The following is a 22896-nucleotide window of genomic DNA, read 5'->3' as shown; positions in this document are numbered from 1 at the left end:
TCAGAGGCTCCCCGACACGAAGCGCAACAGCGTGGCAAGCAATGCCAGCATCAGCGCCGCACCCAGGAACTCCGGAATCCGGAACACGCGCATCTTGGCGATCGCGGTCTCGAACAGCGCAAGGAGGAAGCCGAGGACCATCAGCTTGCCGAGATAGACCAGCGCGCCGGATGCGAGCCTTGCAAGGCTCGCATCCGCGGTCGCCGTGCCCCATGGCAGGAACACGCAGGCGATCAGCGAGACATAGAGCAGAAGCTTGAGCTGCGAGGACAAGTCGATCAGCGCGAGATGCCGCCCCGAATATTCCAGCACCATGGCCTCGTGCACCATGGTGAGCTCGAGATGGGTGGCGGGGTTATCGACCGGGATGCGGGCATTCTCCGCCAGCGCCACGATGGTCAGCGCCACGAACGCCATCCCCAACGACACACGCAGGCCGACCGCGTCCGAGCCCATGAACTCGGCCACCGTGGAAAGCTGCGTCGAGCCGGCGATCATTGCGACCGAGAACGCGGTGATCAGCATCGCGGGCTCGGCGAGGGAGGCGATCATCACCTCTCGGCTGGAGCCGATGCCGCCGAAGGCGGTTCCGACGTCCATGCCGGCGAGCGCCTGGAAGAAACGGGCGCTGCCGAGCAGCGCAGTGATGGCGATGAGATCGGCGGTCCAGGAGAACAACAGACCGTTACCGAAGGTCGGCACCAGCGACGCGGCGACCCAGGTGCCCGCGAACATCAGGTAGGGAATGACGCGGAACAGCCAGGATGCGTTGTCTGCGAGCACGACGTCCTTGCGCATCAGGCGGATGAGGTCGCGATAAGGTTGGAGCAGCGGCGGCCCGCGCCGGCGTAGCAGCCGTGCCTTCACTTTCCGCACGAATCCCGTCAGCAGCGGCGCGAGTCCCAGCACCAGCGACATCTGCGCGCCCTGGGAGAGGATGTCGCGCAGCCCGCTCATAGGGCCACCACCAGCAACAGCACGATCAGCGCCACGAACACCAGCGTCAGGTAGCGGCGGATGCTGAAGAACTGCAGGATATTGATGCGGTCCGTCGCAAAGCCGATGGCCTTCGCGACCGGCGCGTACAGCCCATCCCAGATCAGATCGTGCAGTTCGACCGTGAGCCGCGCGGGAAGCGGCGAGGACGGCGGCGGCATCTCGCCGATCTCGCGTGCGCCAAAGATGACGCTGCCGAACACCCGGCGGATCGGCTGCGAGAAGCTGGAGGCCGAGTACTGGATCGCCGGGTCCGCGTCGGGATAGCCGCAATCCCAGGCCGGCGCGCGGCGTACGCGGTCGGAGGCGAGACGGTGAATGGCTGACGCCGCCGCCGTGCCGCACAGTGCCACGAACAGGAACACCAGAAGGCCGTTATAGGAACTGCGGCTTTCCGCGATCGGCACGATGGTGAGCCATTGCAACCCGACCTGATGCGGCATCACGTTGCCGACCATATCCTTGCTCACCGGCGCCAGTACGTCGATGAACAGTCCCGGCAGGATTCCGGCAATGAGGCAGAAGGCGGCAAGCCCGAACATCGCGGTCAGCGAGAACCGGTCGGTCTCGTGCGCCGCCGCCGCGACATCCGAACGCGGCCGACCGAGGAAGCTGATGCCATAGAGCTTGACGAAGCAGGCCGCGGCAAAGGCGGCCGCGAGCGCCAGCAGACCTCCGACCGCCGGGATGACGAGCTTGAGGCCCCAGGAGGGCAGTTGCGGCGAAAGCAGGATCGCCTGGAAGGTCAGCCATTCCGAAACGAAGCCGTTGAACGGCGGCAATGCCGAGATCGCGACGCAGCCGACCAGCGTCGCGAACGCCGTCTTCGGCATGCGGTGGATCAGGCCGCCGAGCTTCTCCATGTCGCGCTCGCCGGTCGCTCCCAGCACCGCGCCGGCGCCGAAGAACAACAGGCTCTTGAACAGCGCATGATTGAAGACGTGCAGCATCGCCGCGGTGAAGGCGAGCGCCGCCACCCAGTCGAGCCCTTCCGCCTTGAAAGCCAGCGCCAGCCCGAGGCCGGTGAAGATGATGCCGATGTTCTCGATCGTGGAATAGGCGAGCACGCGCTTGATATCGCGCTGCATCAGCGCATAGAGCACGCCAAGCGTCGCCGTCGGAGCGCCGACCAGCAGCACCACCATGCTCCACCACCACACCGGTTCGGGCACGAGATCAAAAACGATGCGCACGAAGCCGTAGACGGCGACCTTGGTCATGACGCCGCTCATGAGCGCGGAGACGTGGCTGGGCGCGGCGGGATGGGCGAGCGGCAGCCAGGCATGCAGCGGCACCAGGCCGGCCTTGGAACCGGCGCCCAGCAGCACGAGGATGATGACCGTGCCGGTCAGCGTAGCGGAAGGATGCGAGGCTCGGATCGCATCGAAATCGTAACCGGCGTCGCTCGCGAGCAGGCCGAAGGCGAGCAGCAGCGCCAGCGTGCCGAAACTTGCCATCAGGATATAGACGAAGCCGGCGCGGACATTCTCCGGGTCCCGGTGATGCGACACGACCATCGCCCAGGAGGTCAGCGACATGAATTCCCAGGCGACCAGGAAGCTGAAGGCGTCGTTTGCCAGCACGACGACGTTCATCGCTGCGAGATAGGCGGGATAGAACGGCAGCACGCGGCCGGGGGAGTCCTCGTGCCTGAAATAGCCAAGCGCGAACAGGCTCGCAGCGACGCCGCCGAGATTGACGACGACGAGGAAGAAGGCGGACAGCGCATCGAGGCGGAAATGAGCACCGAGCCAGGGCAGGCCGATCGGCAGTACCGCGCTCGGCGCCGGCTGAGGGGAATGGAGCAGACCGGACAGCGCCGTGACGCAGAGCGTCGCTGTCGCGATCAGGCAGCCGCCGTAAAGGATGATCGAGCCGCGCCGGTGCGTCGACAGCAGGATTCCCGCAGGCGCCAGCGCCAGCAGAGCCGCCACCGACCATAGCGCGACGGCGATCATGGCGGGGCCTCGATCATGGCTTGTCGTCCGCGCCCGGAGGTGGAGATCTCAACCGCACCCCGCGGCCCCCGGCCGTTGACACCGCTCCCTCGGCGATCAGCTCGATGCCGGCAACCGACAGCGCCTCAACCAGCTTCACCAGGGAATCGACATTGCCGCGGATCACCCCTTCGGAGGCCTCCATGCGCTGGATCGTCGGCAGCGACAGCGAACAGCGCTGCGCGAGTTCGCGCTGATCGATCCTGAGCAAGGCACGGGCGGCTCGAAGCTGCGCGGCGGTGATCACGGGGCAGAATGTCCGTGGCGGCTACAATGATTGATTTGCCGAGCTTATGGCCCATGAAATGATGTTTCAAGCATCATTTTATATATGCAGCGCGTCATATCCGGTTGAGGGGGACGCGGACGCCCGCGCCGGAGGCCAATCAAGCCGGTGGCATGGCAACCACGGAAATGCGCCGAAAGATTCCAGGGGCGCTCTCGCGCACTTAAGGAGTGACCGCCCGCCTCAAAACTCGTTGGCGATCTTCGAGAGCATCGCGATCAGCGCTTCGCGGTTGCTTTGCCCGAGCAGATCGTTCAGCCGGGCCTCGTGCTTGGTGGCGACCAGCTTCTTGGCGCGGGCCAGCACGGCCTTGCCCTTGTCGGTCAGCACCAGGATGTGCGAGCGGCGGTCGTTGGTGGAGCGGATCCGCGCGCAGAGGTCGCGGCTCTCGAGGTTGTCGAGCATCGCCACGAAGTTCGGCCTGAGGATGCCGAGGGTGGATGCGATCTCGGTCTGGTTACGGCCGGGATTTTTCTCGACCAGCAGCAGCACCGAGAACTGCGCCGGCGTGAGCTGGAGCGAGGCCATGCAGCGCAGGAAATTCTCGAACACCTTGAGCTGCGCCCGCTTCAAGACATAGCCGAGCTGCTCGGAAAGCCCGCCGAGCTGGAGCGCCTCGGCGACCCCCTGCCCCTGCGATTCGGCCGTGTCCTTGCGGCCCTTGGCCGGATTGGCCGGCTTTTCGGAGGTCTTTTCAGCGGACTTTTCGACGGCTTTGGAAACGGTCATCGCCTCGTGCTCGTAATCCCGTTAAATTCGGGACGGGTCGTTCCCCACCCTTGATGTTATATTTGATAATTGTTATGGACCATATCAAATATCGCATGCGTGTTTCAACGGCTGTGAGCGGACCGTCCACCGCAATCGAGCGGACCGGTTCGTAATATGAGGGGGAGCGTCCGGTCTTGAATACCACAATCATGCTGTTCCTGGTGCAGGACGGCATCACCAATGGCGCGATCTATGCGCTGCTCGGCCTGGCGCTGGTGCTGGTATTCGCCGTCACCCGCGTCATCCTCATCCCCCAGGGCGAATTCGTCACCTACGGCGCGCTGACCTATGCCTCGCTGGCCGCCGGCCAGATGCCGGGGACGGCAAAGCTCGCGCTGGCGCTCGGCATCGGCGCCTTCGCTTTCGACCTGTTCGTGGCGCGCAAGGCGCTGCACGGCCGGCTGGTCGTGCGCAGCGTCATCACGAACATCGTGCTGCCTTCCATCGTGCTGGCGCTGACCGTGTACTTCGCCGCCCAGAAGCCGCCGGTCGCGATCTGCATCGCGCTGTCGCTGGTGATCGTCGCGATGATCGGCCTTTATCTCTATCGCATCGCGTTCCAGCCGCTGGCGCACACTTCGGTGCTGGTGCTGCTGATCGCCTCCGTGGGCGTCCACCTCGCGCTGCAGGGCCTCGGCCTTCTGTTCTTCGGCGCCGAAGGCCAGCGCGGACCGGCCGTGCTGTCCGGCGCCTTCACCGCCGGCGCGCTTCGCTTCACCGGCCAGAGCATCACCGTCTACGCCATCACCGTCGCCTTCATCGTCGGGCTCTGGTTGTTCTTCGGCCTGACGCTCTACGGCAAGGCGCTACGCGCGACCGCCGTGAACCGTCTCGGGGCGCGGCTCGCCGGCATCCGCACCACCTTGTCGGGGCAGATCGCTTTCCTGCTGGCCTCCGTCATCGGTGCGCTGTCGGGCATCATGATCGTGCCGATCACGACGCTCTATTACGACTCCGGCTTCCTGATCGGCCTGAAAGGCTTCGTCGCCGCAATCATCGGCGGCCTCGTCAGCTACCCCCTGACCGCCGTCGCGGCGCTGGTGGTCGGCATCGTCGAGGCGTTCTCGTCCTTCTATGCCTCCAACTACAAGGAAGTGATCGTTTTCATGCTCTTGATCCCCGTGCTGCTGCTGCGCTCGCTCGCCGCGCCGGCGGTCGAGGAAGAGAAGGACTGAGGCCAAGATGCAGAGCCGGCTTCCTATCATTGTCTTCGCGCTCGTGATGGCGGCGATCCCGTTCGTCCCGGGAATGCCCCCGTTCTGGATCGTGCTGCTCGACAATATCGGCCTCGCCGCCCTGGTCGCGATGGGCCTCGTGCTGCTGACCGGCGTCGGCGGTCTCACCTCGTTCGGCCAAGCCGCCTTCGTCGGCTTCGGGGCCTACACCACCGCGGTGCTGTCGACGGCCTACGGCGTGTCGCCATGGCTGACGCTGCCGCTCTCGCTCCTCGTCAGCGGCCTGTTCGCGGTGCTGCTGGGTCTGATCACGGTCCGCCTGTCCGGCCATTATCTGCCGCTCGGCACGATCGCCTGGGGGCTCGGCCTGTTCTATCTGTTCAGCAAGCTGGAATTCCTGGGGCGGAACGACGGCATCTCGGCGATCCCGCCGTTGTCGATCGGCAGCTTCAAGATGCTCTCGGCCGGCTCGATCTACTACGCGATCTGGATCGCGGTGATCCTCTCGGCCCTGTTGACCACGAATCTCCTGGATTCCCGCACCGGCCGCGCCATCCGCGCGCTCCGGCGCGGCCATGTCGCAGCGGAGGCCTTCGGCGTGCACACGCCCAGCGCCAAGCTGCTCGTGTTCATCCATGCCGCGGTGCTCGCCGGTCTTTCAGGCTGGCTCTATGCGCATTTCCAGCGCGCGGTGAACCCGACGCCGTTCGGCGCGCATATGGGCATCGAATACCTCTTCATCGCGGTGGTCGGCGGCGCCGGCTATGTCTGGGGCGGCGTGCTGGGCGCTGCGATCGTCGTGATCCTGAAAGAAGTGCTGCAGAGCTACCTGCCGCTGCTCCTGCCCGGCTCCGGCCAAGTCGAGACCATCGTGTTCGGCATCATGCTGGTAGCGCTGCTTCAGCTCGCGCCCGGCGGTCTCTGGCCCTGGCTGATGTCGTTCCTGCCGGAGCGCACGAGCGGCAGGAAGCCCGATACCTCGCAGAAGCTGGAACATCGCGCCCGTGCGGCCGGCGAGTCCGGCGTCCTGCTCCAGGTCGACAAGGCGCGGAAACAGTTCGGCGGCGTGGTCGCGGTCAACAACGTCTCGTTCGACGTGCAAGCCCGCGAGATCGTCGCGCTGATCGGCCCGAACGGCGCCGGCAAGAGCACGACGTTCAACCTGATCACCGGCGTGCTGTCGGCGACGTCGGGCTCGATCTCGGTGCTCGGCAAGAAGGTCGACAACGCGCCGCCGCAGGAGATCGTCAAGCTCGGCATCAGCAGGACCTTCCAGCACGTGAAGCTCGTCCCCGACATGACCGTGCTGGAGAACGTCGCGATCGGCGCGCATCTGCGTGGCCATTCCGGGCCGATCTCCTCGATGCTGCGGCTCGATCGCGCCGACGAGGCAAAGCTGCTTGCGGAGGCCGCCCGCCAGATCGAGCGCGTCGGCCTCACCGAGCAGATGCACCAGCTCGCAGGCTCGCTTTCGCTGGGGCAGCAGCGCATCGTCGAGATCGCGCGGGCGCTCTGCGTCGATCCGATGCTGCTTCTGCTCGACGAGCCCGCGGCAGGCCTGCGCCACATGGAGAAGCAGCGGCTGGCGACGCTGCTGCGCGACCTGCGCGACGGCGGCATGAGCGTGCTCCTGGTCGAGCACGACATGGGCTTCGTCATGAACCTCGCCGACCGCATCGTGGTGCTCGATTTCGGCACCAAGATCGCGGAGGGCACCCCCGCCACGATCAAGACCAATCCCGAAGTGATCAAGGCCTATCTCGGAGTGGCGGCATGAGCGCGCTGTTGTCCGTCACCGACGCCCATGTCGCCTACGGCAAGGTCGAGGCGGTGCGCTCGGTCTCGCTCGAGGTCGGGGCCAACCAGATCGTCACCATCGTCGGCGCCAACGGTGCCGGCAAGACCACGCTGCTGTCCGCCATCATGGGCATCCTGCCGCTGAAAGGCCGCGTCGTCTTCGCGGGGGAGGATCTCGCCCGGCTCGACATCGAGGACCGCGTCGCGATGGGGCTCGGCCTCGTGCCCGAGCACCGCGAACTGTTCGTAACCATGAATGTCGAGGACAATCTCGAGCTTGGCGCCTTCCGTATCGAGAGGTCCAAGGCGAGGGCCTCGATGGAGCGGGTCTACACGCTGTTTCCGCGGCTGAAGGAGCGGCGCAAGCAGCTCGCCGGCACGCTCTCGGGCGGCGAGCAGCAGATGCTTGCGATGGGCCGCGCCCTGATGGGCGAGCCGAAGCTGCTGATGCTGGACGAGCCGAGCCTCGGCCTCGCCCCGATCATCGTCGCCGACATCTTCCGTATCGTCGCCGAGCTCCGCGCCGCCGGCGTCTCCGTGCTGCTGGTCGAGCAGAACGCGCAGGCGGCGCTGAAGATCGCCGACCAGGCTTACGTGATGGAGCTCGGCGAGTTCGTGCTCAGCGGCAAGGCCAGCGACATCGCCGCGAACGAACGGGTGGCGGCGAGCTATCTCGGCTTCCAGCACGAAGGCGAAAGCGCGATCTGAGTTCGCTGCTGGTTCCTCTTCCTTCTCCCCTTGTGGGAGAAGGTGGCGCGAAGCGCCGGATGAGGGGTTTCTATCCGCACGGAGAGCGCTTCATTCGTGGAGAGAGACCCCTCACCCGTCTCGCCGCTGCGCGGCGATCCACCCTCTCCCACAGGGGGTGTTCAGACCGGGGAGATGGTGGACGGGTGTTCGGAGACATCGTGGACACTTTCGACAGCTCAGTAAGGAGGCTGTCGGATGCCGTTCCGCGAGGTGTCTCGGATGGACGCGAGATTGGAGTTTGTCTGGCGTCTTCGACGTCGTGTTCAGAACCCAAACGATTGCAACCGTCGACATCCGACCTCTCGACGGGAGCCCAGAAAGTGTCCACGATGTCTCCGAACACCCGTCCACCATCTCCCCGGTCTGAACACCCACAAGGGGAGAGGGGAAGACGAGCTAGCCCGACAGCGCCGCCTTCACCAGACCGCTGGCCTTGCCGAAATCCATCTGTCCCGCGTATTTCGCACGCAGCACGGCAATCACCTTGCCCATGTCCTTCATGCCGGCAGCACCGGTCTCGGCGATCGCATCCGCGATCGCCTTGTTCACCTCGTCGTCGGCCATCTGCTTGGGCAGGTAGGCCGAGATCACCGCGATCTCCTCGCGCTCCTGGGCCGCGAGCTCAGCGCGACCGCCCTTATCGTAGAGCTCGACCGCCTCCTGGCGTTGCTTGATCATCTTCTGGAGCACACCGAGCAGGTCGGCGTCCGACAGCGGCGGCTTGCCGTTGCCGCGGGCGTCGATATCGGCATTCTTGATGGTCGAATTGACCATGCGCAGCGTGGACAGCTTGCGCTCGTCCTTGGCCTTCATGGCCTCCTTGACCGCATTGTTGATGTCGTCGCGCAGCATGACCGTGGTCCCTTCGAATATCTGATGCCTGATCTAGGCGGTTCGTGGCCCCTAGACAACCTTGGTTCCGAGCCATTCAGTGAGCGCGCGCACGGTCGCGTCCGGCTGCTCGGCCTGCGGCAGGTGCCCGCAGCGATCCAGGATCACGAGCCTTGCACCGGCAATGGCCTCGGCCATCTCCTTCGAGAACGCGTTGGGAATCGTGTTGTCGGCATCGCCCGTCAACACCAATGTCGGGCAGGTGATGGCGGAGAGCGACGGCCGCGAGTCCACCCGCGCGATGATCGCGGCCTGCTGCCGCAGATAGCCGTCGACGCCGACATCCTCGTCCTGTGCGTGCACGAGCTCGAGGATCTCGGCATCGTCGCGCCGCGACGGATGCACCAGCTCGGGAAAGCTCTCCTCGCGAATAGCGCGAAGCTCGCCGCGCCTGGCGCGCGCCATCAGGCCGCGGCGGCGCGCGGTCGCCTCCGGCGTATCGGGCCGGGCCTGGGTGTTGATCAGCGCGAGTTTTGCCACCCGCTCGGGCGCCTGGCGCATGATCTCGAGCGCGATGTAGCCGCCCATGGAATGGCCGGCGAGGGCGAAGCGCGGCGGCGCCTCGCTCAGCACCCGGGCCGCGATATCAGACATGTTGTCGTCGCGGATATGGTTGGCGATCATCACGGGGCCAAGTCGCCACAGCGCCGGGATGACGGGGGCGTAGATCCGGGCCGAGGAGGCCAGCCCCGGAACCAGCAGAATCGGGGTCGTCTGGTCCATTATTGCCTCGCAAGCCCCTGAGATTGCCGGAAATTATGCGGCCGAGCTTAAGGGCCCAAGGAGACCTGTCAAATATGCAAAAACGCATGTGAATCCGGCTTCTGGCGCTTTGACGGCGGCGCCCGCGGGGACTATGAAACGCGCTCATGACACAACATGACAACGATCCCGCCTGGCCGGACCACAAACCGACCGCGCTCCTCGTGCTCGCCGACGGCACGGTGCTCGAAGGCTTCGGTCTCGGTGCCGAAGGCCACGCCGTCGGCGAGGTCTGCTTCAACACCGCGATGACCGGTTATGAGGAGATCCTCACCGATCCCTCCTATGCCGGCCAGCTCATCACCTTCACCTTCCCGCATATCGGCAACGTCGGCACCAACGACGAGGATATCGAGACGGTGAACATGGCGGCGACGCCGGGCGCGCGCGGCGTGATCCTGCGCACCGCGATCACCGATCCCTCGAACTACCGCGCCACCAGGCATCTCGACCAGTGGCTGAAGGCGCGGGGCATCATCGGCCTCTCCGGCATCGACACCCGGGCACTGACCGCGCTGATCCGCAGCAAGGGCATGCCCAATGCCGTGATCGCGCATTCCAGGACCGGCGAGTTCGACCTGCACGGCCTGAAGGAAGAGGCGCGCGAATGGCCGGGCCTCGAGGGCATGGATCTCGTGCCGATGGTCACAAGCGGCCAGCGCTTTACCTGGGACGAGACGCCCTGGGCCTGGGACAAGGGCTTTGGCCGGCAGGACAAGCCCGAATTCAACGTCGTCGCCATCGACTACGGCATCAAGCGCAACATCCTGCGCCTGCTCGCCGGCGTCGGCTGCAAGGTGACGGTGGTGCCGGCGACGACCTCCTCCGAGGACATCCTGGCGATGAAGCCGGACGGCGTATTCCTGTCCAACGGTCCGGGCGACCCGGCCGCGACCGGCAAATATGCCGTGCCTGTGATCCAGGATGTCATCAAGTCGGGCACGCCGACCTTCGGCATTTGTCTCGGCCACCAGATGCTGGGCCTTGCGGTCGGTGCCAGGACCAAGAAGATGCATCAGGGCCATCACGGCGCCAACCATCCCGTCAAGGACGAGACCACCGGCAAGGTCGAGATCACCTCGATGAACCACGGCTTTGCCGTGGACGAGACGACGCTGCCGAAGGGCGCGACGCAGACCCACATTTCCTTGTTTGATGGGTCCAACTGCGGCATCCAGCTCGACGGCAAGCCGGTGTTCTCGGTGCAGTACCATCCCGAGGCCTCGCCCGGCCCGCGCGACTCGCATTATCTGTTCCAGCGCTTCGCCGACCTGATGCGGCAGAAGAAGAGCGCGTAAGGCGACAACACCGCCCGGCGGATAAGTCCGCCGGGGCCCGGCTCCGTCACGGGCGCATGAACATGAAGTCCGTGTCCGGATCGCAGTTCTCGGCGATGAAGCGCAGCTCTGCCTGGATGTCGGCGACCGACCTCGTCTCCAGATATTTCGAAATCACCAGATTGAGCAATGCCCGGCAGACGGCCTCGTGCCCGAGGCCTGCAGTCTCCGCCTCGTCGACGGCCGCCGAGAAATGACGCTGCGCAACGTCGGATGCGTACATGGCGTTCCCTCTTCTTCGCTCGAACTGCGTGCCCGCCAACGGCCGCCAGTGCCTTGATCTCGGTCAAGCCGGCGTGTGGAGTGCCGTCAGGAACAAGAGCGCTTGCGCCCGCTTGATTCCGGTCCGTTGCCAGTGGGAGTCCCACATGTCCGTCGTCCGCGACCATGCCGAGCCGCTCGCCATCGTGTTCGAGGATGACGGCCTCGTGCCGAACAACATCCTCCCGTTCCTGGTCTACCAAAGCGCGGTGAAGCTCGATCCGGAGCATCCGGAAGCGACCATCGAAGACCTGTTCGAAGCCAATGGCTGGGGCGGCACATGGCGCAACGGCGTCTACGATTATCTGCATTATCACGCGACGGTGCATGAGGTGCTCGGCGTCGCGCGCGGCAGCGCGCGCGTCCGTTTCGGCGGCGACCACGGCCAGGAGCTGGACATCAAGGTAGGCGACGTCGCGATCCTGCCCGCCGGCACCGGGCATCAATGCATCAAGGCGAGCGACGATTTCTGCGTGATCGGGGCCTATCCGCCGGGTGCAAAGATGGAGATCACACGCGCGACGCCGGAGAACCACGCCAAGGCGCTGACGACGATTCCCCAAGTCGCGCTGCCGCCGGCCGATCCCGTCACGGGGAGGGATGGCGCGTTGATGAGGTTGTGGCGCTAACGACACGCGCGGTGCAGTAGGGTGGGTTAGCCGTAAGGCGTAACCCACCTCTTCTGTTTCCGCGGTTAAGAACAATGGTGGGTTACGCCTTGCAGATGCGCTGCGCACATCTGCAAATCTAACCCACCCTACGCATCCCCTTACGTTTCGTTCGCGCCTTCCTGCCGCGTCGCCTCGAACAGGAACCAGGTGCGGCGCTCGGTCTCGTCGATGAAGTTTTCGAGGATGCTGGCGCTGGCGACATCGCCGGCCTCGTCGCAGACCTCGTGGGCCTTGCGCATCGCGGCCGCGACGTGCTTGTTGTCCTGCATCAGCTCGCGCAGCATTTCCCGCGGCGGGACGTAATCCTCGTTGTTGTCCTTGATGGTCTGGAGCTTTGCGACCTGGCCGATCGACTTCAGGGTGGTGCCGCCGATCTTGCGGACGCGCTCGGCAAGCTGGTCGGTGGTGGCGAAGATCTGGTCGGACTGCTCGTCGAGCAGCAGATGGTAGTCGCGGAAGTGCCGCCCGCTGATGTGCCAGTGGAAATTCTTGGTCTTCAGATACAGCGCGAAGGCGTCGGCCAGAAGCACATTGAGCGCCTCCGAGACCTTCTTGACCCCGTCGGGCGACAGATCGGTGGGGGTATCGAGATCGGGCGAGACCTTGTTGTTGGTTTTGCTCACGGGAGACCTTCCTGTTAGGACGCGGACATTGACGGCGCGCCGTCGCACCCCTAACGCAAGGCGGACAGCGCCGGTTCCCGATCAGGAACCGTTTGGCCGGGACCTTCGGATACCATGGACGATTGGATCGATTATTACGACTCCACGCATACGATCTATGTCAGCAAGCTGCATCGCGACTTGCACTTCCAGATCATCGCGCGGGACATCATCGGCTACATCTCCTCGCCCGACGCGGTGGTGCTCGACTATGCCTGCGGCGAGGCGCTGTCGGCGAACCAGGTGGCGGCCGCCTGCGGCCAGCTGATCCTGGCCGAGCCCGCGCCAGGGGTGCGCGGCCGGCTGATTGCGCGCTTCGCTCCCAACACCAGGATCCGCGTCCGCTCGCTCGATGATGTCCGCAACATGCAGGACCAGTCGATCGACCTCGTGGTAATGAACTCGGTCACGCAATACATGGCGCCGGACGAGCTCGATGCCGCGCTGCTCACCATCCGCCGGATCCTGAAGCCCTCCGGCAAGCTGGTGCTGGGGGACATCCTGCAGCCCAATGTCGGCATGTTCAGGGACGTCTTGGCGCTGCTCGGCTTCGGCCTCCGCCACGGCTTCCTGAAGGACGCGCTGATCGGGCTGATCAGCACCGCGCTGTCGGACTACCGCCATCTGCGCACGCGCATCGGGCTGCAGCGCTACAGCGAGGACGAGATCACCGCCAAGCTGAGGGGCGCCGGGTTCGCGGTCCAGCGCGCCCACGGCAATATCGGCCATAACCGCTGGCGCATGACCTTCATCGCCCGGCCGCCCCTGGTTGGTTAAGCTTAACAATTAGCCGTTGTAGCTTGTCGCGCTGCAATCGGCCATGATCGCCGCGGCCCGGTGGCGGAAGCGTCTACGCGAGGGCGGTGCAACGCTCTTCATCCTGGTTCAAATCCAGGCCGGGTCTCCACGCTTCGCCCCTGCGGGGCTACGCGTGGCGCAGCCACGCCGGGGGCCCGCAGGGGCGAAGTGTGTCCGGCGTAGCTGGAGCGGAGCGCAAGCGAAGACGGACCTCCCACCGGACCGCGGCCCAGACCCCCTAACCCGTCAAAATTGCCGGTTGATGGGCATTTTTCGGGGTTTCGCCGCCCCGAAAACTGGTCTAAGACCCACCCGCGCGCGAGGGGAGACCACCGCGCTCTCGGCCACAGGGACGCGCAGCAGCGCGCCCTTTTTTTGTGCCCAAATTCCACTTCGGCGAGAGTTGATGCCCAAACGTACAGACATCACCACCATCCTGATCATCGGCGCCGGCCCCATCGTGATCGGCCAGGCCTGCGAGTTCGACTATTCGGGCACCCAGGCGGTGAAGACGCTGAAGGAAGAGGGCTACCGCATCGTCCTCGTCAATTCCAACCCGGCCACGATCATGACCGACCCGGAATTGGCCGATGCGACCTATATCGAGCCGATCACGCCCGAGATCGTCGCCAAGATCATTGAGAAGGAACGTCATGTCATTCCCGGCGGCTTTGCGCTGCTGCCGACGATGGGAGGACAGACCGCGCTGAACTGCGCGCTGTCGCTGCGCCGCCAGGGCACGCTGGACAAGTTCGACGTCGAGATGATCGGCGCGACCGCCGACGCCATCGACAAGGCGGAAGACCGCCAGCTGTTCCGCGAGGCCATGACCAAGATCGGGCTCGAGACGCCGAAGTCGCGGCTCGCCAACGCCTCGGCCTTGAAGAAGTCGTTCCGCGACAAGTACCTCGCCGAGCGCGAAAAGCTCTCCGGTGCCGCGCTCGAGGAGCATGAGCGGCAGTGGACGCTGGGCGAGAGCGATCGCCGCAAGCGCTACCAGGAATACGCGCTCGGACAGGCGATGATGGCGCTGTCCGAGATCGGCCTGCCCGCGATCATCCGTCCCTCCTTCACGATGGGCGGCACCGGCGGCGGCATCGCCTATAACAAGGAAGAATTCCTCGACATCATCGAGCGCGGCCTCGATGCGTCTCCCACCAACGAAGTGCTGATCGAAGAATCCGTGCTCGGCTGGAAGGAGTACGAGATGGAGGTGGTGCGCGACAAGAAGGACAATTGCATCATCGTCTGCTCGATCGAGAACCTCGATCCGATGGGCGTGCACACCGGCGATTCCATCACGGTGGCGCCGGCGCTGACGCTGACCGACAAGGAATACCAGATCATGCGCGACGCCTCGCTGGCGGTGCTGCGCGAGATCGGCGTCGAGACCGGCGGCTCCAACGTGCAGTTCGGCGTCAATCCGGAAGACGGCCGCATGGTCGTCATCGAGATGAATCCGCGCGTGTCGCGCTCTTCCGCTTTGGCTTCGAAGGCCACCGGCTTCCCGATCGCCAAGGTCGCCGCCAAGCTCGCGGTCGGCTACACGCTCGACGAGATCGCCAACGACATCACCGGCGGCGCCACGCCGGCCTCGTTCGAGCCGACCATCGACTACGTCGTCACCAAGGTCCCGCGCTTCGCCTTCGAGAAATTCCCCGGCGCCTCCACCACGCTGACCACGTCGATGAAATCTGTCGGCGAAGTCATGGCGATCGGCCGCACCTTCCAGGAAAGCCTGCAGAAGGCCTTGCGCGGGCTCGAGACCGGCCTCACCGGTCTCGACGAGATCGAGATCGAGGGCCTCGGCCGCGACGACGACAAGAACGCGATCCGCGCTGCGCTCGGCACGCCGACGCCGAACCGCATTCTTCAGGTCGCCCAGGCCATGCGCCTCGGCTGGTCGAACGAGGACATCTTCAAGTCCTGCAAGATCGATCCCTGGTTCCTCGGCGAGATGCGCGGCATCGTCGACATGGAGGAGAAGGTCAGGAAGCACGGCCTGCCCGGCAACGCCTTCGGCATGCGTACGCTCAAGGCCATGGGCTTCTCCGACGCACGGCTCGCGGTGCTCGCCGAGACGACGGAAGCCGAGGTCACCGCGAAGCGCCATGCACTCGGCGTTCGCCCCGTCTACAAGCGCATCGACACCTGCGCGGCCGAATTCGCCTCGCCCACCGCCTACATGTATTCGACATACGAGGCGCCGTTCGCGGGCGCGCCGGCGGACGAAAGCACCCCGTCCGACAAGAAGAAGGTCATCATTCTCGGTGGCGGGCCGAACCGGATCGGCCAGGGCATCGAGTTCGACTATTGTTGCTGTCACGCCTGCTTCGCGCTGCATGATGCCGGCTATGAATCCATCATGGTCAACTGCAATCCGGAGACCGTATCGACCGACTACGACACTGCCGACCGGCTCTATTTCGAGCCGCTGACCGCCGAGGACGTGCTGGAGATCATCGCCAAGGAGCGCAGCAACGGCACGCTGCACGGCGTGATCGTGCAGTTCGGCGGCCAGACGCCGCTGAAGCTGGCACGCGCGCTGGAAGCCGCCGAAGTGCCGATCCTCGGCACCTCGCCCGATGCCATCGACCTGGCCGAGGACCGTGACCGCTTCAAGCGCGTGCTCGACAAGCTTCGCCTCAAGCAGCCGAAGAACGGCATCGCCTATTCGGTCGAGCAGGCCAGGCTCGTCTCCGCCGATCTCGGCCTGCCGCTGGTGGTGCGGCCGTCTTACGTGCTCGGTGGCCGCGCGATGCAGATCATCCGCGAGGAGAACCAGCTCAACGACTACCTGCTCGGCACCCTGCCGGAGCTGGTGCCGGCCGACGTCAAGGCGCGCTATCCGAACGACAAGACCGGGCAGATCAACACCGTGCTCGGCAAGAACCCGCTGCTGTTCGACCGCTATCTGTCTGATGCCACCGAGATCGACGTCGACTGCCTCTGCGACGGCAAGGACACCTTCATCGTCGGCATCATGGAGCACATCGAGGAAGCCGGCATCCATTCCGGCGATAGCGCCTGCTCGCTGCCGCCGCACTCGCTCGGGCCCGAGATGATCGAGGAGCTGGAGCGTCAGACCCGCGAGCTCGCGCTCGGGCTCGACGTGGTCGGCCTGATGAACGTGCAATACGCGATCAAGGACGGCGAGATCTACGTGCTCGAGGTCAATCCGCGCGCCTCCCGCACCGTCCCCTTCGTCGCCAAGGTGGTCGGCACCCCCGTCGCCAAGATCGCCGCGCGCATCATGGCGGGCGAGAAGCTCGCCGATTTCAAGCTGAAGAAGGCGAAGCTCAAGCACGTCGGCGTCAAGGAATCGGTCTTCCCCTTCGCGCGTTTCCCCGGCGTCGACACGGTGCTCGGCCCCGAGATGCGCTCGACCGGCGAGGTCATGGGCATCGACCGCAATTTCGAGGTCGCCTTCGCCAAGAGCCAGCTCGGCGGCGGCACGCGGGTACCGCGCAAGGGCACCGTGTTCGTCTCGGTGCGCGAGAGCGACAAGACGCGGATCGCCGAGGCGGTGCGCGAGCTGCATTCGCTCGGCTTCAAGGTGCTGGCGACCTCCGGCACGCAGCGCTTCCTGACCGACCAGGGCATCCCGACCGAGAAGGTGAACAAGGTGCTGGAAGGACGGCCGCACATCGTCGACGCCATCACCAACGGCGACGTCCAGCTCGTCTTCAACACCACGGAAGGCCCGCAGGCGCTGGCCGACAGCCGTTCGCTGCGGCGCGCGGCCCTCTTGCATAAAGTGCCGTATTACACCACTCTTTCCGGGGCCGTGGCGGCCGCGCAGGGCATCCGGGCCTATCTGGGCGGGGACCTTGAGGTTCGTACCCTGCAGAGCTACTTTTCGGAAACCTGATTGCTAGCGGCGGTGAAACTGCCGCTAAGTGATTGGCAATGAAGCCACAATGGCCGGAGGAACTGTCCGGCCATGTGGGTTGTTCTGTTCCGGCACCAGACCCACATAGCTCCCAGTGGGCGCGGTTCAGCCCCGGGAATACCGACGAATCAAGGTTGCCGCGCCCCCGTCTTTGTGGGGCGCGCAGCTGAAGGACGAGAGAAGAGATGGAAAAGGTTCCGATGACCCAGGCCGGCTTTGTCGCGCTCGGGGAAGAATTGAAGAAGCGCCAGTCGGAAGATCGTCCGCGCATCATCGAGCATATCGCGGAAGCGCGCTCGCACGGAGACCTGTCGGAGAACGCGGAATATCACGCCGCGAAGGAAGAGCAGTCGCATAATGAAGGCCGCATCGCCGAGCTCGAGGACAAGCTTGCGCGCGCCGACATCATCGACATCTCGAAGCTGTCCGGCGACACCATCAAGTTCGGCGCCACCGTGACCTTGGTCGACGAGGACACCGAGAAGAAAACGGTGTGGCAGATCGTCGGCGAGGTCGAGGCCGACGCCAAGAAGGGCCGCATCTCCATCACCTCGCCGTTGGCGCGCGCGCTGATCGGCAAGAAGAAGGGATCGACCGTCGAGGTCAACGCACCCGGCGGCGCCAAGGCGTATGAGATCACTAAGGTGGAGTGGCGGTAGAGATTTGCCGCTGCGCTACTTTACGAAAAGGCCGCGCAATGCGCGGCCTTTTTTGTTTCGGCGTGCGGCTCGGCCCGCGAGGCGCTCAGCTCTCACTACACGTCATTGCGAGCGCAGCGAAGCAATCCAGAATCTTTGCGCGAAACAGTCTGGATTGCTTCGTCGCAAGAGCTCCTCGCAATGACGGCGTTGGTGCAGCGTCGCCCCTCACTCTCGTGTCCCGGACGCGCTGCAACGCGGAGCGTTGCGGCGCAGAGCCGGGACCCAGAAGGCGGCACGGGAAGTCGCCGCGACAGGGGCCCCGGCTCTGCAGCGCACCGCCAAGGGGGGCGTTGCGCTGCGTCCGGGGCACGAGAACGCGCTCCTATCTCCGCCCCTTCACATCCAGCGGCACCGCCGCCTCATATTTTGAATTGTGCAGCACCAGCGAGGTCCGCACGTTGCGGACGTGCGGCGCCGCCGTCAGATGCGTGACGAAATCCTGGAACGTCGCCATGTCGGGGGCGACGCATTTGAGGATGAAATCGACCTCGCCAGACAGCATCCAGCACTCCCGCACCAGCGGCTCGGCGCGGACGAAGTCCTCGAAGGCACGCAAATCCGCCTCGGCCTGGCTGGACAGGTGCACGGCGGCGAACACGGTCACGTCGAAGCCGAGCTTGCGGGCGTCCAACAGGCCGCGGTAGCCGTGGATATAGCCCTCCTCCTCCAGCGCCCGGACGCGGCGCAGGCAGGGCGGCGGCGAGATGCCGACGCGCTTGGCCAGCTCGACATTCGTGATTCGACCGTCGGCCTGAATCTCGGTGAGAATTTTCAGGTCGATCTCGTCTAGGTTCCGCGACACGTGATTGGAACTCCTGGCCTTTACGGCGGTATTGGGTGGCTTGTCGCAATCCTCATAACCAGTCTGCAGCGCCAGCGCAATTTTATTGCGCGTGCATCGCAATCGAGTTTTGTTCCCTGTTGGAAAAATCCGCCGATAGGGAATGCAATTCTTGCATAGCTCACCAGAAGGCTTAGATTAGCTCTGACATTTCAGCGCCCCGCAACGCCTCCCGGCATGTTCCGCGCCCGCGCTGCAAATCCCCCGTGAAAGGCGTCCATCGAAATGTCCGCTCCCGTTCATGCAAAGGTCGTCATTATCGGCTCCGGCCCCGCCGGCTATACGGCGGCGATCTACGCCGCGCGGGCGATGCTCGAGCCGATCCTGATCCAGGGCATCCAGCCCGGCGGCCAGCTCACCATCACCACCGATGTCGAGAACTATCCGGGCTTCGCCGACGTGATCCAGGGCCCCTGGCTGATGGAGCAGATGGAGAAGCAGGCGGTCCACGTCGGCACCCGGATCGTCACCGACCTGGTCACCAAGCTGGAGACGGCGCAGCGGCCGTTCCGCCTCACCTGCGACTCCGGCGACGTCTACCTCGCCGACGCCGTCATTCTCGCCACCGGCGCGCAAGCCCGCTGGCTCGGGCTGCCGTCCGAAGCCAAGTTCCAGGGCGGCGGCGTGTCGGCCTGCGCCACCTGTGACGGCTTCTTTTACCGCAACAAGGACGTCGTCGTGGTCGGCGGCGGCAATACCGCGGTCGAGGAAGCGCTCTACCTCACCAACCACGCCGCGCAGGTCACCATCGTGCATCGCCGCGATCATTTCCGCGCCGAGCGCATCCTGCAGGAGCGCCTGTTCAAGCATCCGAAGATCAAGGTGATCTGGGACTCCGCCGTGGACGAGATCTGCGGCACCGAGAACCCGAACAAGGTCACCCATGTCCGCCTGAAGAACGTCAAGACCGGCGCGCTGACGGACGTGAAGACCGACGGCGTCTTCATCGCCATCGGCCACGCGCCGGCGACCGAGCTCGTGAAAGACCAGATCAAGCTGAAACCGTCGGGCTATGTCGAGGTCGCCCCGAACTCGACCGCCACTTCGGTGCCCGGCCTGTTCGCCGCCGGCGACGTCGCCGACGAGACCTATCGCCAGGCCGTGACGGCCGCAGGCCTCGGCTGCATGGCAGCGCTCGAGGCCGAACGTTTCTTGGCCCTGCGCGCCAGCGAGCGCGCGGCAGCGGAATAACGATCATGCCTCGAACACGCGACGGATTTACGGATATGGACTGGGACAAGCTGAAGGTGTTTCACGCAGCGGCGGAAGCGGGCAGCTTCACGCATGCGGGCGAGCAGCTCGGCCTGTCGCAATCGGCGGTGTCGCGCCAGGTCTCGGCGCTGGAGCAGGAGCTTTCGGTCTCGCTGTTCCACCGCCACGCCCGCGGCCTGATCCTCACCGAGCAGGGCGACCTGCTGTTCCGCACCGCGCATGACGTGTTCATGCAGCTGCAGGCGGCGCGCGCCAAACTCACCGACAGCCGCGAGCGGCCGAGCGGCGACCTCAAGATCACCACCACGCCCGGCGTCGGCATCAACTGGCTGATCCCGCGGCTCGGCGAGTTCACCGCGCTCTATCCCGAGATTCGCATCTCGCTGATCGTCACCGACGAGGAGCTCGATCTGTCGATGCGCGAGGCGGATGTCGCCATCCGCACCCGCAAGCCGACGCAGCCGGATCTGATCCAGCGCAAGCTGTTCGCGATGGGCTTCCACGCTTATTGCTCGCCGGAATACATCAAGCGCTTCGGCACGCCGCGCACGCTGGAGGAGCTCGACTCCCACCGCATCATCACGCTCGCCGACGGCCACTTCGCGCCGCATCTGCAGAACCGCAACTGGTTGGTCGAAGCCGGGCGCAACGGCTCCGGTCCGCGCGAGGCCTATTTCAGGGTGAACAACATCCTCGGTCTGGTGCGCGCCTGTCAGCAGGGCCTCGGCATCGCCGCGCTGCCCGATTACCTCGTCGAGGAACAGAGCAAACTCGTGCAGCTGTTCGGCGAGTCGGATTCGATCCAGCTCGATACCTATTTCGTCTATCCCGAGGAGCTGAAGACGGTGGCGCGCGTGCAGGTGTTCCGCGACTTCGTGGTCAGCAAGGCGCAGCGCTGGCCGTCCTAATTTCCGCATGACTGACATGCGGCCTCGGCTGTTGCTGGAGGCCGCTCGTCAAGCCCATACTGTTTGCACGCTGAGCCTTCGCGTTGCGCATTTGTCCCCCTCCTCCAGTGGCGCGGGAGTTCAGTAATCCCTCTTGGAAGGTGATTGTGTCGGCCTCACGTGGCCAATACCTAAGCCGGGCCTTCGGGTCCGGCTTTTTTTCGTGCAGATCGGCCTTCGCCCTCCGCGTGTATTGACAGTTCCACGCATACCCCGCATCATTTGCCAATGATCACGAAGTCGTGCGCAATCTCGTTCGAGGCCGTCGCCTCGAAAAAAGGCCCCCATCCCGGGGCCTCGGATTTTTGCGCGCACTAGCAAGCTTCGTCATCGCTGCAAATCTTCGAAAACCCCGCCGCCTGGACGGGGTTTTTTCATGTGCCCTCCGTCTCAGGTCTTTTTCCCGAGAAGGAGATGGAAACATGACTGGACTACAGGAACAATTGCACGGGCTGTGGTTGCCGCTGGTGACGCCGTTCCACAACGGCGCCCTCGACGAGCGGTCGCTGCGGCGGCTGACGCGGCACTACAGCGCGCAAGGCATCGACGGCTTCGTCCTGGGCGCGACCTCCGGCGAAGGCATGACGCTGCGCGAGGCCGAGCTCGAACGTCTCGTCGCGGTCGTGAGCGAGGAGATGGCGGCCGGCCGCCACACCTTGCCGGTCTGCCTTGGCCTGTCGGGCGCCGACACCGCGCGGCTGCAGGACCGTCTCGACGAGACCGCGGACTGGCCGATCGACGGTTATCTGATCGCGAGCCCCTATTACGTGCGGCCCTCACAGCGCGGCCTCTTGGCGCATTTCGAGGCGCTGGCCGATCACGCGGCGTGGCCGCTCGCGCTCTACAACATTCCCTATCGCACCTCGGTGAACATCACCAACCAGACCATGCTGCGGCTCGCCGAGCACAGGAACATCGTGGGCCTGAAGGATTGCGGCGCCAGCCGCGAGCAATCCATCGCGCTGCTGCGCGACCGCCCGAAGCAATTCCGCGTGCTCACCGGCGAGGATGCAAACTATTTCGAGGCGCTCACCGACGGCGCCGACGGCGGCATCGTGCTGTCGGCGCATGTCGAGACCGCGACCTTTGCGGCCGTCTATGCCGAGCACAAGCGCGGCAACCACGAGGCGGCGCAGGCGCGCTGGCAGGAGGTTGCCGAGCTGACGCGCCTGCTGTTCACCGAGCCGAGCCCGGCGCCGGCGAAGTACTGGCTGTGGCGATGCGGCCTGATCGACAGCCCCGAAGTGCGCCTGCCGATGGTGGAAGTCAGCAGCGAGCTCGCCGCCGCGATCGATCGCGAGATCGAGCGGAGGGCGAAGATCGCGGCGTAGCGGCTTCGTTCGCCTCTCCCCGCTTGCGGGGAGAGGCCGGAATTTGCGCACGCAAAATCCCGGGTGAGGGGGAGCCTCCGCGAGTCCAACTCTGACCGTGTTTGCCGAGGCAGCCCCTCCCCCCAACCCTCTTCCCGTAAAAAAATGGGGGAGAGGGAGCGATAGCGCGCCTCCCTTGGTTAACCGCGCCCCAACACCCTTCGCGACTGCCGCATGGCGCATCCACGTCTCGTTTACGCATCCGTCCCTATCGTTGCTCGCCAAGAGCTTCTCAGAGGGGGAATGATCATGGGGCATCGCATCCGGCCGACGGCCGCCCGGCAATTCGCGCCGGCCGATCTTTTGCAGGGAATTCTCGTCGTTTCGTCGTTCGGGTTCTGGGCGGTGATGCTCGGCCTGATGCCGGTGCTGCTGTTTCGGATCTGGCTGGCTTGAAGGCGGCAGCGCGCGCGGATGGTTAAACGGCCGTCACAAATGCGTTCAAAATGCGCAGCAGCCTGCAAGCCGGAATCTTAAAACATCCCGGGTATCGTTCACGCCCATAAGCGAAGAAATCGCGGGGGCGTATTGTGAATAGTCAGAATGAAATGGCGTCGCATTTCGACGCCGGATACGGCAAGCTGTCCACCGAGCAGAGCTTCACCACCGAGGACATTCTCTGGGCCGTCGGCATCTGGTCGGTGATCCTCACGCTGTCGCCGGTCATCGTGTTCTACATGCTGATGGTGGCGTAAGCTTCGGCTTGCAGTTCAGCTCTCATTCCTCGTCGTCATGGCCGGGCCTGTCCCGGCCATCCACGGACTTCGACATGACGGCGA

General features: G+C 65.0%; 22 protein-coding genes and 1 tRNA gene. 14 read left to right on the top strand and 9 right to left on the bottom strand.

Going from position 1 to position 22896, the window contains the following annotated elements; all coding sequences use genetic code 11:
- The 4 genes from DCM79_RS23635 to DCM79_RS23620 form a co-directional block, all read right to left on the bottom strand.
- A complete protein-coding gene (locus DCM79_RS23635; protein WP_257176581.1) occupies window positions 1-957 on the bottom strand; it encodes a respiratory chain complex I subunit 1 family protein in 957 nt (318 codons plus the stop codon).
- A complete protein-coding gene (hyfB, locus tag DCM79_RS23630; protein WP_257176580.1) occupies window positions 954-2954 on the bottom strand; it encodes a hydrogenase 4 subunit B in 2001 nt (666 codons plus the stop codon). The genes DCM79_RS23635 and hyfB overlap by 4 nt, the downstream gene beginning before the upstream one ends.
- A 13-nt stretch (window positions 2955-2967) precedes the next feature.
- Complete coding sequence (locus DCM79_RS23625) at window positions 2968-3240, bottom strand: helix-turn-helix transcriptional regulator (protein ID WP_028138585.1); 273 nt, start codon at window positions 3238-3240, stop codon at window positions 2968-2970.
- A gap of 222 nt (window positions 3241-3462) precedes the next feature.
- Window positions 3463-4008, bottom strand: a complete 546-nt coding sequence (locus DCM79_RS23620) for a MarR family winged helix-turn-helix transcriptional regulator (RefSeq protein ID WP_257176579.1) — start codon at window positions 4006-4008, stop codon at window positions 3463-3465.
- A 176-nt stretch (window positions 4009-4184) separates the two neighbouring features.
- On the opposite strand from DCM79_RS23620, the gene DCM79_RS23615 reads away from it, so the two are divergent.
- Genes DCM79_RS23615 through DCM79_RS23605 form a run of 3 tightly spaced genes read left to right on the top strand, consistent with a single transcriptional unit; the run spans window position 4185 to window position 7730 of the window.
- The gene (locus DCM79_RS23615; protein ID WP_257176578.1) at window positions 4185-5225 is read left to right on the top strand and encodes a branched-chain amino acid ABC transporter permease; all 1041 of its coding nucleotides are present in this window, start codon (window positions 4185-4187) and stop codon (window positions 5223-5225) included.
- Window positions 5226-5232: 7 nt separating this feature from the next.
- On the top strand, window positions 5233-7002 hold the full coding sequence (locus tag DCM79_RS23610) for an ATP-binding cassette domain-containing protein (RefSeq protein ID WP_257176577.1): 1770 nt from the start codon (window positions 5233-5235) through the stop codon (window positions 7000-7002).
- Window positions 6999-7730 (top strand): ABC transporter ATP-binding protein, encoded by a 732-nt coding sequence (locus DCM79_RS23605; RefSeq protein WP_257176576.1) that lies wholly within the window; start codon window positions 6999-7001, stop codon window positions 7728-7730. The genes DCM79_RS23610 and DCM79_RS23605 overlap by 4 nt, the downstream gene beginning before the upstream one ends.
- A 438-nt stretch (window positions 7731-8168) precedes the next feature.
- Here DCM79_RS23605 and DCM79_RS23600 read toward each other — a convergent pair whose 3' ends face one another.
- Together DCM79_RS23600 and DCM79_RS23595 are read right to left on the bottom strand one after the other, a co-directional pair.
- Window positions 8169-8624: a GatB/YqeY domain-containing protein gene (locus DCM79_RS23600; protein WP_257176575.1), complete on the bottom strand. Its 456-nt coding sequence runs from the start codon at window positions 8622-8624 to the stop codon at window positions 8169-8171.
- Window positions 8625-8675: 51 nt separating this feature from the next.
- Entirely contained in the window at window positions 8676-9386 is a 711-nt protein-coding gene (locus tag DCM79_RS23595; RefSeq protein ID WP_257176574.1) for an alpha/beta fold hydrolase, read from the bottom strand.
- Window positions 9387-9532: 146 nt separating this feature from the next.
- Between DCM79_RS23595 and carA the strand changes: the two genes are divergently transcribed.
- Complete coding sequence (gene carA / locus DCM79_RS23590; protein ID WP_257176573.1) at window positions 9533-10723, top strand: glutamine-hydrolyzing carbamoyl-phosphate synthase small subunit; 1191 nt, start codon at window positions 9533-9535, stop codon at window positions 10721-10723.
- Between the two features lie 46 nt (window positions 10724-10769).
- On the opposite strand, the gene DCM79_RS23585 is transcribed toward carA, so the two are convergent.
- On the bottom strand, window positions 10770-10985 hold the full coding sequence (locus DCM79_RS23585; protein WP_024340377.1) for a hypothetical protein: 216 nt from the start codon (window positions 10983-10985) through the stop codon (window positions 10770-10772).
- A 145-nt stretch (window positions 10986-11130) separates the two neighbouring features.
- On the opposite strand from DCM79_RS23585, the gene DCM79_RS23580 reads away from it, so the two are divergent.
- On the top strand, window positions 11131-11652 hold the full coding sequence (locus DCM79_RS23580) for a hypothetical protein (protein ID WP_257176572.1): 522 nt from the start codon (window positions 11131-11133) through the stop codon (window positions 11650-11652).
- Between the two features lie 140 nt (window positions 11653-11792).
- Here DCM79_RS23580 and DCM79_RS23575 read toward each other — a convergent pair whose 3' ends face one another.
- A complete protein-coding gene (locus DCM79_RS23575) occupies window positions 11793-12317 on the bottom strand; it encodes a Dps family protein (protein ID WP_257176571.1) in 525 nt (174 codons plus the stop codon).
- Between the two features lie 114 nt (window positions 12318-12431).
- Between DCM79_RS23575 and DCM79_RS23570 the strand changes: the two genes are divergently transcribed.
- From DCM79_RS23570 to greA, 4 genes are all read left to right on the top strand, one after another.
- On the top strand, window positions 12432-13133 hold the full coding sequence (locus DCM79_RS23570; RefSeq protein ID WP_257176570.1) for a class I SAM-dependent methyltransferase: 702 nt from the start codon (window positions 12432-12434) through the stop codon (window positions 13131-13133).
- A 54-nt stretch (window positions 13134-13187) separates the two neighbouring features.
- Window positions 13188-13263 (top strand) — tRNA-OTHER (locus tag DCM79_RS23565).
- 297 nt (window positions 13264-13560) lie between these two features.
- The gene (gene carB / locus DCM79_RS23560) at window positions 13561-17025 is read left to right on the top strand and encodes a carbamoyl-phosphate synthase large subunit (protein WP_257176569.1); all 3465 of its coding nucleotides are present in this window, start codon (window positions 13561-13563) and stop codon (window positions 17023-17025) included.
- Between the two features lie 206 nt (window positions 17026-17231).
- Window positions 17232-17705 carry a transcription elongation factor GreA gene (greA, locus tag DCM79_RS23555; RefSeq protein ID WP_018643807.1) on the top strand — a complete coding sequence of 158 codons (474 nt, stop codon included), beginning with the start codon at window positions 17232-17234 and terminating at the stop codon, window positions 17703-17705.
- Between the two features lie 364 nt (window positions 17706-18069).
- Here greA and DCM79_RS23550 read toward each other — a convergent pair whose 3' ends face one another.
- On the bottom strand, window positions 18070-18549 hold the full coding sequence (locus DCM79_RS23550) for an Lrp/AsnC family transcriptional regulator (RefSeq protein ID WP_028178740.1): 480 nt from the start codon (window positions 18547-18549) through the stop codon (window positions 18070-18072).
- Between the two features lie 264 nt (window positions 18550-18813).
- Here DCM79_RS23550 and trxB point away from each other — a divergent pair, with 264 nt between their 5' ends.
- The 5 genes from trxB to DCM79_RS23525 all read left to right on the top strand — a co-directional run bounded on the left by trxB (window position 18814) and on the right by DCM79_RS23525 (window position 22812).
- Complete coding sequence (gene trxB / locus DCM79_RS23545) at window positions 18814-19779, top strand: thioredoxin-disulfide reductase (protein ID WP_028134466.1); 966 nt, start codon at window positions 18814-18816, stop codon at window positions 19777-19779.
- Between the two features lie 5 nt (window positions 19780-19784).
- The gene (locus DCM79_RS23540; protein WP_028134465.1) at window positions 19785-20708 is read left to right on the top strand and encodes a LysR family transcriptional regulator; all 924 of its coding nucleotides are present in this window, start codon (window positions 19785-19787) and stop codon (window positions 20706-20708) included.
- A 461-nt stretch (window positions 20709-21169) separates the two neighbouring features.
- Window positions 21170-22078 (top strand): 4-hydroxy-tetrahydrodipicolinate synthase, encoded by a 909-nt coding sequence (gene dapA / locus DCM79_RS23535; protein ID WP_257176568.1) that lies wholly within the window; start codon window positions 21170-21172, stop codon window positions 22076-22078.
- Between the two features lie 288 nt (window positions 22079-22366).
- Complete coding sequence (locus DCM79_RS23530) at window positions 22367-22513, top strand: hypothetical protein (RefSeq protein ID WP_257176567.1); 147 nt, start codon at window positions 22367-22369, stop codon at window positions 22511-22513.
- Between the two features lie 152 nt (window positions 22514-22665).
- Window positions 22666-22812, top strand: coding sequence for a hypothetical protein (locus DCM79_RS23525; RefSeq protein WP_155253294.1), 147 nt, complete (start codon window positions 22666-22668; stop codon window positions 22810-22812).
- The last annotated feature ends 84 nt before the right edge of the window (window positions 22813-22896 follow it).

It is taken from the genome of Bradyrhizobium sp. WBOS07, from assembly GCF_024585165.1.
GTDB classification, from domain to species: domain Bacteria; phylum Pseudomonadota; class Alphaproteobacteria; order Rhizobiales; family Xanthobacteraceae; genus Bradyrhizobium; species Bradyrhizobium japonicum_B.
The sequence above is the reverse complement of the archived record's forward strand: the minus strand, read 5'-3'. Positions and strand labels throughout refer to the sequence as shown.